Raw genomic sequence first — 14,191 nt, 5'->3', positions numbered from 1 at the left:
ATATTCTCTAATAATGCATTTATACGGACAATTCTTCTTTTTTTCCAAGCGTTTCTGCACTGCCATATTTAGCGCGCTTCAGGAATTGTCCGCTGCCTGGTTCACCGACAAACTGCTTTTCACGGATAACAAATTTACCTTTCGATAAAACGGAAACAGGCTCACCGGTGACCTTCATTCCTTCAAAGGCATTGTAATCGACGGCCATATGGTGCGTCTCTGCCGAAATCGTTCTTTCTATTGCTGGATCGAAGATGACAATGTCCGCATCCGAGCCTATCGCTATTGTCCCTTTTTGCGGGAATAAACCGAACAACTTCGCCGATCTGGTTGAGGTGATGTCGACGAATTGATTTAGCGAAATGCGGCCCTTTTTGACGCCTTCCGAAAATAAAATACTCATGCGGTCTTCGATAATAGGTCCGCCGTTTGGAATTTTGGTGAAGTCATCCTTTCCAAGATCCTTTTGTCCTTTAAAGTCAAAAGAACATTGGTCCGAGCCGATTGTTTGCAGCTGGCCGTTTTTCAACGCATTCCAAAGTACTTCCTGATGCCGTTTTTCTCGGAGCGGAGGCGACCAGACGTATTTCGCACCTTCGAAGTTCGGCTTTTCTAAATAGGATTGGTCAAGCACCAGATATTGCGGACAGGTTTCACCCCAAATATCAAACCCTTTATTTCTCGCTTCTATGATTCTTTCAACCGCGTCCTGGCAGGATACATGGACGACATAGAGTTGAGAATTAGCGAGACCAGCCAGTTGTGCCGCTCTCCCCGTCGCTTCTCCTTCAATTTCAGGAGGCCGTGTTAATGCATGATAGATCGGTTCTGTGTTTCCTTCTTCCAATGCTTTTTTCGTTAAATAATCAATGACATCCCCGTTTTCGGCATGGACCATGACGAGGGCGCCATGTTCTTTGGAGGTAATCAACGTCCGGAATAGGGTTTCATCATCTGCCTGAAATACATGTTTATAGGCCATGAATACTTTAAAAGATGAAATGCCTTCCTCTTCTATCACACTAGGAATCTCTTGTAAAACCTGCTCGTTCATTTCGGAAATCATCAGATGGAAGCCGTAGTCGATTACTGCCTTATCCTTTGATTTATTATGCCAGGTTTGAATCGCATTCTTTAATGGCTTACCTTTATCGGTTAAGCAGAAATCAATCACTGTCGTAGTTCCGCCAAAAGCGGCTGCTATTGTACCGGTTTCAAAGTCATCCTTCGTCACAGTTCCGCCGAATGGCATTTCAAGATGGGTATGCGGGTCAATTCCGCCCGGAAATACGTAGGCACCGGCTGCATCAATCATTTCAGCACCGTCCGCGTTCAGGTTTTTTCCAATCGCAGTAATTTTCTCATTTTCTATTAATATGTCTGCTGCATATGTATCAGCAGCGGTCACAATTGTACCGTTTTTGATTAGTTTCTTCATCAAATTCCTCCCTATTTGACCAGATCCCTTTCACCAAGTGACCCAAGGACTGACTGACGCTCGTTCCAGGTCATCGGCGGCAGTTCATTTTTCAATTCGACCATATCAATAGCACCTTCGACAGGACAGACAATGGAACATAAATTGCAGCCAACACAGTCCTCTTCACGAACTCGTAAAAAAGGTCCGTTAGTATCCTGGAGCATATCGATGCATTGATGCGACGTATCCTCACAGGCGATATGGCATTTGTTACAGTTAATGCAGACATCATTGTTGATCCTGGCAACGGATTTATAGTTTAAATCAAGTTCACCCCAGTCGGAGTATCTCGCAACGGACTTCCCAACGAGATCCATGACAGAAGAGAGGCCTTTTTCGTCTAAATAGTTAGATAAGCCTTCGATCATATCTTCTACGATGCGAAAGCCATGGTGCATAGCGGCCGTGCAAATCTGGACACCTGTTGCGCCCATCAGTAAATATTCAACGGCATCCTGCCAGTTCGAGATGCCGCCTATGCCTGAAATCGGCACATTCACTAACGGATTTCTCGCACACTCAGCGACCATATTTAAAGCAATCGGCTTCACGGCCGGCCCGCAATAGCCACCATGTGCTCCTTTCCCGGCAACATGCGGAATCGTATTCCATGTATGGATATCGACGCCCGCCAGGCTGTTGATCGTGTTGATCATGCTTACCGCATCCGCACCGCCCTGGACCGCAGCTTCTGCTGTAACGGTGATGTCTGTTATATTTGGCGTTAATTTCACGATTACCGGCGTGGTCGCTGCTTCCTTCGTCCAAGATGTTTGTTTCTCCACCAATTCCGGCACCTGTCCGGAAGCAGACCCCATTCCCCTTTCCGCCATTCCGTGCGGACATCCGAAATTGAGCTCAAGGCCGTCTACTCCGACATCCTCCACACGCTTTACAATTTCATGCCACTTTTCCTGCTTCGGCTCGACCATTAACGATGCAATGATCGCGCGGTCCGGAAATCTCTTTTTCGTTTCATAAATTTCTTTCAAATTCACCTCAAGCGGCCGGTCGGTAATCAATTCAATATTGTTGAAGCCAGCTACTCTCTGGCCATTAAAATGGATAGCCCCAAACCGGGAAGAGACATTTAATATGGGGTCGCCCAATGTCTTCCAGACGGCTCCTCCCCAACCTGCTTCAAATGCCCTTTGCACTTGATAGCCGGAATTCGTCGGTGGGGCAGAGGCAAGCCAGAAAGGGTTTGGAGACTTAATTCCCGCAAGATTAATATGCAAATCAGCCATCGTCCTACCTCCCAATATCTATTTATTATGCGGTTGCACTAATCTCACTGCCTAGCTTTCTATGAACCTCAAGCGCTACCATCTTCCCCTGCTGGGCAGCAGAAACGACCATCGCTTCTCCCTGGCCCTTGCCGAAAATAACATCTCCGCAGGCATAAACTTGTTCTTTCGATGTTTGGAATGATTTCGATGCAATTTTAACGACCCCATCAGCATGCTCGATGCCGAACTCTTCGATTAACTGGACATATCTCGATTGTCCAATTGCCCGAATAACCGCATCCACAGCAATAATGAATTCTGAACCTTCGACTGGCAGAGGCCTGCGGCGACCATCTTCACCAGGCTCGCTTAATACCATTCGCTTGCACTCGATTCCCGTAACCTTTCCCCCTTCATCAGCGATGATCCGGTTCGGCGCAGTTAACCAATGAAACTCGACATTGTCTTGTTTGGCAAATTCATATTCAAATTCATAGGCTGTCATTTCCTCAATTGTTCTCCGGTATAGGATTTTCACATTCTCCGCTCCGAGACGAACCGAACAGGTCGCGGCATCGATCGCTGTATTGCCGGCCCCGATGACAGCGACTCGCTTTCCGATGATTTCCTTTGAAAGTTCACCTGTTTTGGTTGCTTTAACAAACTGAATCGCGTCAAAAACACTTGGCAGATCTTCGCCTTCGATGCCAAGCTGCGGGACATCTGACATCCCGATCGCCAATACTACTGCGTCATACGTTTCAAGTAGTTCCTGAGCCTGAATATCTTGGCCGATTCTTGTGTTCGTCCGTATTTCTACGTCAAGGCTTTTCACCTGTTCCACTTCCCAAAAGGAAATCGCTTGCGGCAGGCGGAAAGAAACAATTCCGTACGTATTTAACCCGCCCGCCTTCTCTTCCGCTTCAAAGACGGTGACCGTATAGCCGATCAGAGCCAGTTCCCGGGCCGCGGACAAGCCAGCAGGTCCGCCTCCAACAACCGCGACTGATTTGCCGTTCTTACTTCCTGCCTTGAACAAAACTTGCTGGTTTTGAATCGCCCAGTCAGTAGCGTAACGCTGAAGATTACCAATCATAATTGGTGTTGTAGAATGATTTAACACACAAGCTCCTTCACATAATTCCTCTGTCGGACAAACTCTTGCACAGCTTGCTCCAATTGGATTGGCTGTCATAATCGTTTTCGCGGAACCTTTTAAATTACCTGAGGCAATTTTTTTTATAAAAGTGGGGATATCGATATCAGTAGGACAGGCCTTAATGCAGGGAGCATCGTAGCAGTATAGACAGCGGTTTGCTTCTTCGATTGCCTGGCGATTCGATAAGCCTGGCTCGATTTCTTCAAAATTCCCTTCCAGGTTTTGCAGCGAAATTCTTTCTATTTTACTCAATCAACATTTCTCCTTTCCAGTTCAAATTGTTCATTCTAAACCTTAAGGAAGTAGAGAGGTCATTTCTTGATAGGTTTCAGGTCTGCGGTCACGGTAAAACTGCCAGACATCCCTTACTTCGCGAATCAGTTTCTTATCCATTTCCCCGACAATCACCTCGTCCTTATCACGGCTGGCCATTGCGACAAAGTTGCCCCGCGGATCAGCGAGATAAGATTGCCCGTAAAATTCACCCATATTCCACGGCGCTTCGACACCAACCCGATTAATCGCAGCGATATAATAGCCATTGGCTACAGCGTGGGCCGGCTGCTCCAGCTTCCACAAATACTCGGAGGTGCCTGCCACTGTTGCGGATGGATTAAACACGATTTCAGCACCCTTTAACCCGAGCAATCGTGCTCCTTCTGGAAAATGGCGATCATAGCAAATATAGACTCCAACATTCGCATAAGCCGTTTCAAAAACTTGATACCCAAGATTACCGGGTTTAAAGTAATACTTTTCCCAAAAACCATAGCCCTGGTCACCGGCTTGCACATGGGGTATATGATTTTTTCGGTACTTCCCTAGATAAGACCCATCCGCGTCAATGACGGCGGCCGTATTGTAATAAGTCGCGATTCCTTCCCGTTCGTAGATTGGCAGAATAATAACGACTTGTAATTCTTTTGCTAACTCCTGAAATAGTTTTACAGTTGGGCCATTCGGTATTTCTTCGGCAGCGTCATACCATTTTGGAGTTTGTTCGGCACAGAAATAAGGGCCATAGAAAATTTCCTGCAGACAAATAATTTGCGCTGATTTTTCTTTGGCTTCCCTGACTAGCTTTATGTGCTTTTCAATCGCTTTCTGCTTGTGTACTTCTACCGGTTCATCACCATGCACATCATTTGCCGCTTGAATAAGGCCAATCTTTACTTTGTCTGACATTACATAACCCCTCCCTAAACCATGTGGCCTATATAAAATACAGGAATTTACGTTGTTTGATTTATTTTATTATGACTTGCCTTACAGAAGCATTACACAAACTGTAAGTATTGACTGGCCTGTATCATACATTGTGTAAAAAGTTTTTTAATGAAAAGCCCGTCCAATATTTCTATGCACAAAAAGTGAGTTCATGCAGGAACAGAGCTCACTTTCTTGCTGTCATATCCATTTAATTTTTCCGAGTTAGGATGCCTAGTGCTGTTTGATATAACAGCTCCGTGCCTATTGCGATGTCCTCGTCCTTGGAATATTCAAGCGGGTTATGGCTAATGCCGTCTTTACAGCGGACAAAAATCATTCCATAATCACAGTAATTCGACATCACCAATGAATCATGAAACGGTCCGCTCATTAATTCAGTCGGTTTGTAGCCCATTTTTTCGCTGGCTTCCCGAATAATATTTTTTATCCAGTCGGCACAATACCGGGGCTCTGTATTGGTGTCCTCTGAAATCGTATACGTAAGACCATGTGCTTTTGCTATCGTATCGATCGCTGTTCGCACTTCCCTTTCATACTGATTTCGCCGTTCCAGTTCGATATCCCTTAAATCAACTGTAAATGTAACCTTCTCCGGAATGATGTTGCGCGAGTTTGGAAATACTTCTATATTTCCTACCGTTGCTACCGTGGGGCTGCCCGGATCTTGCGTGGCAATTTCATTTAAGGCAACAATAATTTTTGCCGAACCCAATAAGGCATCCTGGCGCATCGCCATCGGAACGCTTCCCGCATGTCCGGCAAAACCGATCAGTTCAACGGTAAGCCAGAGAGGGCCTGAAATGCCTGTTACAATCCCGATTGGTTCGTTTAATGTATCCAGCACCGGACCTTGTTCAATATGCATTTCCAAAAATGCGGCTATGCTTTCTCTCTTATATTGTGATTCTTCAAATTTCGTAATATCGCAGCCAAAGTCAACCAGCGCTTGTTTCCTCGTCATCCCGTCTTTATCCGCTCTATCCAATTCACCGGGTTCAAGGTCTCCCCAAATTCCGCGCACGCCGAAGATTCCTTTATTGAACCGGCAGCCTTCCTCATCACAAAAGGCTACCACCTCAATCGGGCTATCGGGAATGATCATTTTTTCAGTAAGTGACTGAACGACTTCAATGGCTCCTAAAACCCCTATTGCTCCGTCAAAGCGTCCTCCGTATGGCTGTGAATCAATATGAGAACCAAGCATTAAAATTGGCTTTTCCGGATTTTGTCCTTCCAATCTTCCGATTAAGTTCCCAAAATTATCAATGCGGGTTGCCATTCCCGCTTCCTCCATCCATCCCTTTACCACTTCAACCGCTTCGCGATCTTCCTTCGATAAAGCCAAACGGCATACCCCTGTATCACCGATTTTGCCGATTAAAGCTAATTGATGAATGCGTTCCTGTAATCTTTTTGGATCAATCGAAGTTGTTTTGATCATAAATTCACCACTTTCCGATTTTTATCTAAAAAAATCCTGAGAAAATACTGCTCAGACCTATTATTTTGTGAGTGCCGCATCGATCGGATTGGGGTGTGCATCTTGCGTCTGGTTGTCTATTATAGTAATTTTCTCGTACTCTCCCGGTTTTAAAATACTTTTATCACCCTTCATTAAATAGGTGTAGGCAATAATCGAAATAAACAATCCGAAAGTCCAGGCATTATCCCAGAGGAATCTAAGACTTGGAATCAATAAGCCGAGGACAGGGATTGCTACGCCTATCAAAAGAGCATAGACTCCGTTTTTATTAACCCCGCTGCTGTAATTGTATCTTCCGTTAGGTTCATACAGCTCTTTAAGGGACATTTGCCTTTTGCGCACAAGCCAATAGTCAGCGATTGCGATGCCATCAATCGGGCCGAGCAAGGCTGCATAAGCTCCGAGCCAGCCAAAAATATAGTTGCCGAAATTGGACATGATGTACCAAGGCTGCATTAAGATCGCCGCGATCCCGGTAATAAGCGCGCCAAGTGCAAACGTGATTCGCTTCGGGTTTAAATTCTCGACCGCTCGGGCTGGAGCCACAATGTTCGCGCCAACGTTGATCGTTAGGGAAGACAGGACTATTACAATCGTTCCTAAAAAGATAACAAATGGAGGGAAATTGGCTATTAGCTGGACCGGATCCCAAATCGCCTGGCCGAAGATGACGATCGTCGAAGATGTAACGGCTATCCCAATGAAAGCAAAGATGCTCATTGTGATTGGCAGTGAAAAGCTTTGGGCAACCATTTGTGCTTTTTGGCTTTTAGCATATCGGCAAAAATCTGGGATATTCAACGCAAGTGTAGCCCAGAAAGCGATGACCCCTGTTAAGGCCGGGAAAAATACCTTTAAAAACTCACCGGTTGTGCTGAATTTTGAGGGTTGCTCCAAAATAGGTCCCCAACCGCCAGCGTTCGTAAATGCCCAGAAAAGGAGAATGATGGCCGAGACGCCGACTACAGGAGCAGCGATTGAACCAAGCACCTTCATACTCTGCGGACCTTTATAAGCCACTCCAACATTCAAGGCCCAAAACAAGGCAAAAATGATTGCCGTATGTCCGGCTAAATCGCCCCAGGCAGGAAAAGTAGCCACCAACAAAGTATCGATAGCACCCGTCCCGATCCAGGTATTGATCCCGAACCATCCAGCCGCAACAATTGCCCGGGCGAGCGCCGGAATATGCGCCCCTTTATCCCCGAACCAAAGCCGTGCAAAGACAGGATACGGGATTCCGAACTTTGTTCCGGCATGTGAGTTTAATAAAATCGGGACAAGCACGATCGCATTGCCAAGAAATATCGTTCCAACCGCCTGCCACCAGTTCATTCCCAATGTGATCAAACCACTGGCCATCGTATACGCCGGGATACATAAGCACATTCCGATCCATAAAGTAGCGAAGTTTATACCTTTCCATGAATGTTCTTTAAGTGTGGTTGGGCGCAGATCATCATTCCATAACTCACTGTCACTCAAATTTTGCGCCACTTCTTCTGTCAGGGTAACAATCCCATTCTGTTCAATTTGCGTTTTCATTAAAACCCCCCTTTTTAAATGATCTTGTAAGTCCAGCTTTGATGATTTGATAAATTAGCCACTGACTGCTGTAGGATATTTTTCGGAATATTCCGAAAAATTTAAGTGAGTCTGTATTCGGATTGATTGATTTTATCTTAATGCTATGAATACTAGCCTTATATATTATTATATATATTATACAAACCCAATCATTGAACAAAGTGTAAAATTATAACTATGACTTTTTTTATGTTTTGTCTTAGTGCCATGCACCACATAATTTGTAAGGTCCGGTACAATAGATTACACTGTACATATCACTATACAAGAACTGGAGGAATACCCTATGACTGAATCCAACAATCCGGATAAAGCGGAAGCACCGAAAAAGAAAATGAGTCTGCAAGAAGCGATCCAAAAGCAACTCGAAAGTAAAAAAAGCCAGTCTTCGGATGGTCAATCAAACTCAAATTCTTCACAAACAACGAAGAAAATGAAAAGCCAGCAAACCAAAAAAGTAAATAATCGACGAAGAAGGACAGGTGTATAATGAACGGACAAAATCGAAAAGACATTCTCCCGGGAATTGCCGTTGATATTGTCCTAAAAGCGGATCAAAGAAGCGGAAAGCTAACAAGTGGAGTCGTCAAAGATATTTTGACCAACTCCAGCTTCCACCCCCATGGCATAAAAGTTAGGCTTACGGATGGCCAGGTAGGCAGAGTACAGGAGATAAAGACCAAATAAATGCCAAGCACCGATCATAGCTTGTTTGCATATTCTAAAATGTCGGGTATAATAAAATTATAAAAATGCATATATTAAAAAAAGACCGCTGGTGCTGGTTACACCAAACGGCCTTACAACAGAAAGTTCCCTGCAAAGGGGATCGGCAACAAGCAGAAATAATCCACCGGAGCCTGTTAACTCAAAGGTGGATTATTTTTTTTGGTTAAATGACAGTACAGCAACGACTAAGCTTGCAAAAGCACATACAAGCATCAACGCCTCAAAAACTGTCATACAGCACCACCCCCTTTCGGGACGGTACCGACCACCTCTGAGAAAACCTATTCTATTGCTCCTCCATTATATCATGCACCCGCTTAGTCAAGTAAATATCCAAGAAGAATAAAAATATTTTAGTTATCCTTTTTTGCAACTCTAACAACCTGAGTAAGTGGTTCAAAGATTCGAAGTGATATGATTCCAAGTATAAAACTCAACCACAAAACAATGAATACAAAAAACGTCTGGGTTCCTAAAAAAGCGCCAGCTGCGATCCGTTTTTTGGATGCTTCTGGCGCCTAACCTAATTTTAGCTTGCTTTTGCTTTTACCTGAGTCGCCCTGATTTTTTTTATATCAAGTCTGATGAGCAAGGAAACGATTAAAGCTGCGACAAATAGTCCGGTGAAAACCATAAGACTTTGTGAATAGCTTCCGGTTGCTTCCCTTATCCAGGAGGCGAACATCGGACCGATAAGACCCGCCGCTGCCCATGCGGTTAAAATGTATCCGTGAATAGCCCCAAGCTGTTTTGTTCCGAATAAGTCCCCTATATAGGCCGGAATCGAAGCAAAGCCTCCCCCGTAGCATGTATAAATAATCGCCAGGATTATTTGGAATAATAGCGGGTTATCTATGACAGTCAGCAACGGGAATGCGATAATTTGCAAAACGAAAAAAGTTGTATACGTGTTCGGCCTTCCGAGATAATCGGAAACCGATGCCCAGCCGATTCTTCCAAGACCATTGAATGCGCCCAAAACACCGACAAGTGCTGCAGCGGCGACCGGACTTAAACCGATGCTTTCCTGTGCCAACGGCGAGGCGGCGGAAATGATGGCAATTCCGCAAGTAACATTAATGAAAAGCATGATCCAAAGGTAGTAAAACCTTTTTGTTTTTACCGCCTCATTGGCGGTTAATTGAGACAGGTCTTGATTCAGAACGGCATCCCCGTTCTTAACCTTCTCCTCAAATCCTGCCGGCACCCACCCTTTCGCCGGAGGTTCTAAGTATAACGAAGAAGCGATCATGATAATGAAGTAAGCGGTTCCGAGAATGAAGAATGTATTGGCAATACCCACGGATTCAATCAGATTTTGCATAATAGGCGAACTAATAAGTGCCGCAAAACCAAAACCCATGATCGCTAAACCTGTCGCAAGCCCTCTCCGATCCGGGAACCATTTAACAAGTGTTGATACTGGGGCGATATAACCTACTCCTAGGCCAATGCCGCCTAACACTCCATAAAAAAAATACAATAATAGCAAGGACTCCATATTTATCGCCAATCCCGATCCGATCATTCCGACCCCGAAAAAAACAGCAGCCAATATTCCCGCTTTTCTGGGCCCGTATTTTTCAACAAAATGTCCTAAAAAAGCGGCAGACAGTCCTAGAAATAGAATGGCCAGACTAAAGGTGAGACTGATATCCGTTAAGTCCCAGTCAAATTCATTTGCGAGCGGCTTCGTAAAAACACTCCATGCGTAAACGGATCCAATTGAAAGATGAATTCCCACCGCAGAAGCTGCAATAAGCCATCTATTCTTCGTTTTTCCCATTTCTTCAACTCCTCTTTGAAATCGTAAAACCGTCAAGCTCCTTCTTCGACCTCTGAAGATTGACGGTTAGCTACCAGCAGGAACGCGTGCCGTACTACCAGCAATAAATCATTTCAGAAAAACAGATGATCACAATCTTTTCTATATCCCAAACTATCATTTTATAAACCAATAAATGGATGAAGGGACCATCCCAAATTGGATGGTTCCCTTCATCTACCTAATTCAAATCATATTCTCTGCCTTTTCCGGAAAATCAATAAATGGATTACGGTTTCCCTGCATTTCATAGATTGCATGGTTACGATGCTTCTCGTATAAGGATACCGGGAATTTATGATGCCACCCGAGTAAAAGCGGAATGTTTACCAATTCCTTGCGAATTACATCTCTATATCGAACCAGGAAATAGAGTGTGGCCCTGGCCACAATGCCTTTTCCGTATTCCGGTTCAAACTTATCTTCCACGGCCTTTCCGCACCCATCCTTAATGCCTGATATTCGCGCCTCAGGTACATAATCAGAAAAATCGTAGTACGGGAAATTACTGCGACTGCTGTTACAGCTCGGTTCACAGGCGAATAAATGATGCAAATCGCCTCTCATTGGCTCTTTTCTATCGAACCAGGACTGAGGTACGACATGCTCACAATTTAATAGATTTTCTCCCGAAAAGGAGTTGATCAATCCCTTGGCCTGAATTTCATAGAGCCTGATATCATGCTCAATCGCGGCTATAGGCTCCATTCCCTTACCGGAATATATGCTCTTTAATGTGCCATTTTCCTGCAGGTCAACCCATGGGTACAAATAGCGGTACGGTGTGTAACTCAACTTATACGCATGTGTTTGTTCTACTAAATCATGAATGCTGTCCGCAAGATTACTTTCTGTGAATGAAATATTCTGGTAATACTTGCTTATGATGTCCTTATCGGACTGTTCATCATAATAGAGTCGGTTTTCACGAATTTCCAGAAAATCCGCCTTTGCCGTTTCCAGTTCTTTTGTTAAAAATTCGAGCCTCTCCATCATATTTTCAACACTTGAGCTGCTAATTTTGGAGTAAACACTTCCGATAAATAGTCAACTGTCGTTAAGTATAATAAACCATTTCCTTCAAGCTGCGGCGAATTGCCTAGCGGAATGGTCCGCTTTATCAATTGAGCGTACAGTTCCGGCACAGTGAGACTACGGTCGAAACCTTTGTTCGCTATGTCTTTAATCAGTGCCAATGCCCCGGACACATGCGGTGTGGCCATGGAAGTTCCACTCAGCTTGGCATATTTTCCATTTAGGTAGGTTGAGAGAATCTCCTCACCCGGTGCTACTAAATCGATTTCATTATGAGAGTTAGTAAAATCGGAAGACCGGCGTTCCAAATCTATGGCCCCGACACTAATCACCTCGTTATAGCAGCCAGGATAGCCAAGTTCATCTGTTGAATCACGTCCGTCCCCCTCATTACCAGCGGCACATACAACAAGAATTTTATTATTAATGGCATTTATGATCGCTTCATGTAATTCGGGTACATCCTCTGGACCGCCTAGGCTCATTGAGATGATATCAGCCTTTTGCTCAACTGCATAATTGATGCCATCGATGATCCAGTCATATTGTCCTGAACCGTTTTTATCGAGTACTTTTAGTATTAATAAATTGGCTTCAGGAGCAACACCGACAACTCCGGAGCTGTTTTGCACAGCGGCAATCGTACCGGCAACATGAGTACCATGACCATTGTAATCCAGATAAATATCGTCATTTCCTTGATCGTCACCGGTGAAATTCCGTCCTCCGATGATCCGGTCTTTCAAATCCGGATGGGTAATCTCGCAGCCAGTATCCAAAATCGCAATCGTAATTCCCTTCCCTTTCGTCTTCTCCCAGACCTTGGGAGCCTGAATCAAGTCTATACCCCGCGGGACTTCGGAGACCTCTTGGACTTCTTCAACCACCTGATACGGAATTAATCGCATTTTTCGTTCCATTTGGATTCCCCCTTACAGAATTAAAATCGAAGCAAAATCCTGATGCTGTTAATAGTGTAACAATTCAGAATGTTCAACAACAGATACGTTTGGAGCATTTTCGACGAAAAACAACTCTTGATTGTCCTAAGTATACTCCATTTAATCAAATTATAGAACAAGTGTTCCTATTATGCAAATTTTTTAAATGTATTTTGCAGGTTTTTATATTGTTTTGAGGAAATGCTTCTTCTTTTGATAGCTTTTGTCATGTGGCAGGAAAAAGACAAATCCTCTGCAGAATATACACATCAACGGCATTGATTTTAAAAAAATGTATACAGAAAGGACTGTCAAAAATGACGAACAGCCAAATACAACGAGCCTATTCAATTAAGGATGTATCAAAGAAAATTAATACCCCAACCGGAACAATCAGGCAGTGGGAAAAAGATCTACAGGGACTTCTAAACATTCCCCGTTCGAAGCAGGGTGCAAGATTTTATACCGAGAAGGAAATCATCTTGCTCGAAAAAATTAAGGAAATGCGGGCTAACAATCTTAGCAAAGATATGATTCGAAAACTGATGAACAAGCATTTACAGAGTGATTCGGAAGCTCCTTCCGAATCACTCAAAGCCTCCTCTCCGAGCGCTGCCGATAACGCAATTGTGACGACAGAGAATGTAAATGCACCAGCACAAACCCAAAATTTAGAAGAATTATATACGGCTATGGAAACATATAAACAGAACATGGTGAATGAAATAAAGAATGTGATTCAGGCTAGCCGGAATGAAATGATTGAGGAATTAAAGAATGAAATCTCTCAGGCAAACTTGCAAACTGTCCAAGGCATCTCAAGGTCCATTCAAAGGACAAATGAAAAGAGAAAAGCTGAAATTGAGGAACTTACTCATGCAATTTCCCAGGCTTCAGAGCTTACTTACGAATCATTCGAAAGTATTTCAGAAAATATCGAGAAAGCTTCGGAACTAACTTCTGAAACATTCGAAACCTTATCTAGGAACATTGCGAAATCTTCGGAAGATACTTTCGAAAAGATTGCGAAAACCTCAGAAGGTACTTTCGAAAAGCTATCTAAGCAGATTACAGCCTCCAGTACCGCAACAAAGGACAATAAAAATCTCTTAAATAAAGTTTCACAGAATGTAAAGGATACACAGAAAGAAATCAGGACGGTAACCAAATCATTGCATAAAGATCAGGAACACTTTGTAGATTCAATGAATCAAAACATTAAAGAATTAACCGAAGTAATCCGGGATCGGGAAGAAGCTTTTCATGACATGGTCTCAAGCTTCCGTGAAGCTGCCGCGTCAAAGAAAAAAAAGAAATGGTGGAAGATTTGGGGTTAAGTTCATGAATCAGCCTCAGGTTAAAAAAGAATCTGTGTCTGGATTATAAATCTTTAGTTTGGATAATAAATCCCGCGTAGCTGGACATTTTATAAAATTGGCTCTGTTAAACGATAATGTTGTTTTTGGGAAGGGAATCTGCGAGACTCCTCGAAA

Annotated in this window: 13 protein-coding genes; 3 read left to right on the top strand and 10 right to left on the bottom strand. The window is 43.8% G+C overall.

From position 1 onward, the window contains the following. Nucleotides 1-19: 19 nt before the first annotated feature. The 6 genes from hydA to D0463_RS01635 form a co-directional block, all read right to left on the bottom strand. Complete coding sequence (hydA, locus tag D0463_RS01660; protein ID WP_117304383.1) at nt 20-1,438, bottom strand: dihydropyrimidinase; 1,419 nt, start codon at nt 1,436-1,438, stop codon at nt 20-22. Between the two features lie 11 nt (nt 1,439-1,449). Beyond that, on the bottom strand, nt 1,450-2,727 hold the full coding sequence (preA, locus tag D0463_RS01655; protein ID WP_117304381.1) for an NAD-dependent dihydropyrimidine dehydrogenase subunit PreA: 1,278 nt from the start codon (nt 2,725-2,727) through the stop codon (nt 1,450-1,452). Between the two features lie 25 nt (nt 2,728-2,752). Continuing rightward, nucleotides 2,753-4,120: an NAD(P)-dependent oxidoreductase gene (locus tag D0463_RS01650; protein WP_254052686.1), complete on the bottom strand. Its 1,368-nt coding sequence runs from the start codon at nt 4,118-4,120 to the stop codon at nt 2,753-2,755. A 42-nt stretch (nt 4,121-4,162) separates the two neighbouring features. Then, entirely contained in the window at nt 4,163-5,053 is an 891-nt protein-coding gene (locus D0463_RS01645) for a nitrilase-related carbon-nitrogen hydrolase (protein WP_117304379.1), read from the bottom strand. 232 nt (nt 5,054-5,285) lie between these two features. Beyond that, nucleotides 5,286-6,539, bottom strand: coding sequence for a M20 family metallo-hydrolase (locus D0463_RS01640; RefSeq protein WP_117304377.1), 1,254 nt, complete (start codon nt 6,537-6,539; stop codon nt 5,286-5,288). A 60-nt stretch (nt 6,540-6,599) separates the two neighbouring features. Next, the gene (locus D0463_RS01635) at nt 6,600-8,126 is read right to left on the bottom strand and encodes an NCS1 family nucleobase:cation symporter-1 (protein WP_117304375.1); all 1,527 of its coding nucleotides are present in this window, start codon (nt 8,124-8,126) and stop codon (nt 6,600-6,602) included. Between the two features lie 328 nt (nt 8,127-8,454). Here D0463_RS01635 and D0463_RS01630 point away from each other — a divergent pair, with 328 nt between their 5' ends. Together D0463_RS01630 and D0463_RS01625 are read left to right on the top strand one after the other, a co-directional pair. Continuing rightward, nucleotides 8,455-8,658 carry a hypothetical protein gene (locus tag D0463_RS01630; RefSeq protein WP_117304373.1) on the top strand — a complete coding sequence of 68 codons (204 nt, stop codon included), beginning with the start codon at nt 8,455-8,457 and terminating at the stop codon, nt 8,656-8,658. Further along, the gene (locus D0463_RS01625; RefSeq protein WP_117304371.1) at nt 8,658-8,855 is read left to right on the top strand and encodes a YwbE family protein; all 198 of its coding nucleotides are present in this window, start codon (nt 8,658-8,660) and stop codon (nt 8,853-8,855) included. The genes D0463_RS01630 and D0463_RS01625 overlap by 1 nt, the downstream gene beginning before the upstream one ends. A gap of 192 nt (nt 8,856-9,047) precedes the next feature. Here the strand turns inward: D0463_RS01625 and D0463_RS20195 are convergent, their stop codons facing one another. From D0463_RS20195 to D0463_RS01610, 4 genes are all read right to left on the bottom strand, one after another. Then, on the bottom strand, nt 9,048-9,131 hold the full coding sequence (locus tag D0463_RS20195) for a putative holin-like toxin (protein WP_367946560.1): 84 nt from the start codon (nt 9,129-9,131) through the stop codon (nt 9,048-9,050). A gap of 295 nt (nt 9,132-9,426) precedes the next feature. Beyond that, nucleotides 9,427-10,683 (bottom strand): L-lactate MFS transporter, encoded by a 1,257-nt coding sequence (locus tag D0463_RS01620; protein ID WP_117304369.1) that lies wholly within the window; start codon nt 10,681-10,683, stop codon nt 9,427-9,429. Nucleotides 10,684-10,908: 225 nt separating this feature from the next. Then, nucleotides 10,909-11,718, bottom strand: coding sequence for an endonuclease I family protein (locus D0463_RS01615; RefSeq protein ID WP_117304367.1), 810 nt, complete (start codon nt 11,716-11,718; stop codon nt 10,909-10,911). Further along, a complete protein-coding gene (locus D0463_RS01610; protein WP_117304365.1) occupies nt 11,715-12,677 on the bottom strand; it encodes a S8 family peptidase in 963 nt (320 codons plus the stop codon). The genes D0463_RS01615 and D0463_RS01610 overlap by 4 nt, the downstream gene beginning before the upstream one ends. 338 nt (nt 12,678-13,015) lie before the next feature. Between D0463_RS01610 and D0463_RS01605 the strand changes: the two genes are divergently transcribed. Next, complete coding sequence (locus tag D0463_RS01605) at nt 13,016-14,035, top strand: MerR family transcriptional regulator (RefSeq protein WP_117304363.1); 1,020 nt, start codon at nt 13,016-13,018, stop codon at nt 14,033-14,035. The last annotated feature ends 156 nt before the right edge of the window (nt 14,036-14,191 follow it).

Source organism: Bacillus sp. V59.32b (assembly GCF_003429085.1).
Taxonomy (GTDB): domain Bacteria; phylum Bacillota; class Bacilli; order Bacillales; family DSM-1321; genus Peribacillus.
The sequence above is the reverse complement of the archived record's forward strand: the minus strand, read 5'-3'. Positions and strand labels throughout refer to the sequence as shown.

Bases quoted from the DNA above. Each gene is read 5' to 3' on its own strand.
- hydA (WP_117304383.1), bottom strand. From the start codon at position 1,438: ATGAAGAAACTAATCAAAAACGGTACAATTGTGACCGCTGCTGATACA.
- preA (WP_117304381.1), bottom strand. From the start codon at position 2,727: ATGGCTGATTTGCATATTAATCTTGCGGGAATTAAGTCTCCAAACCCT.
- D0463_RS01645 (WP_117304379.1), bottom strand. From the start codon at position 5,053: ATGTCAGACAAAGTAAAGATTGGCCTTATTCAAGCGGCAAATGATGTG.
- D0463_RS01640 (WP_117304377.1), bottom strand. From the start codon at position 6,539: ATGATCAAAACAACTTCGATTGATCCAAAAAGATTACAGGAACGCATT.
- D0463_RS01635 (WP_117304375.1), bottom strand. From the start codon at position 8,126: ATGAAAACGCAAATTGAACAGAATGGGATTGTTACCCTGACAGAAGAA.
- D0463_RS01630 (WP_117304373.1), top strand. From the start codon at position 8,455: ATGACTGAATCCAACAATCCGGATAAAGCGGAAGCACCGAAAAAGAAA.
- D0463_RS01625 (WP_117304371.1), top strand. From the start codon at position 8,658: ATGAACGGACAAAATCGAAAAGACATTCTCCCGGGAATTGCCGTTGAT.
- D0463_RS20195 (WP_367946560.1), bottom strand. From the start codon at position 9,131: ATGACAGTTTTTGAGGCGTTGATGCTTGTATGTGCTTTTGCAAGCTTA.
- D0463_RS01620 (WP_117304369.1), bottom strand. From the start codon at position 10,683: ATGGGAAAAACGAAGAATAGATGGCTTATTGCAGCTTCTGCGGTGGGA.
- D0463_RS01615 (WP_117304367.1), bottom strand. From the start codon at position 11,718: ATGATGGAGAGGCTCGAATTTTTAACAAAAGAACTGGAAACGGCAAAG.
- D0463_RS01610 (WP_117304365.1), bottom strand. From the start codon at position 12,677: ATGGAACGAAAAATGCGATTAATTCCGTATCAGGTGGTTGAAGAAGTC.
- D0463_RS01605 (WP_117304363.1), top strand. From the start codon at position 13,016: ATGACGAACAGCCAAATACAACGAGCCTATTCAATTAAGGATGTATCA.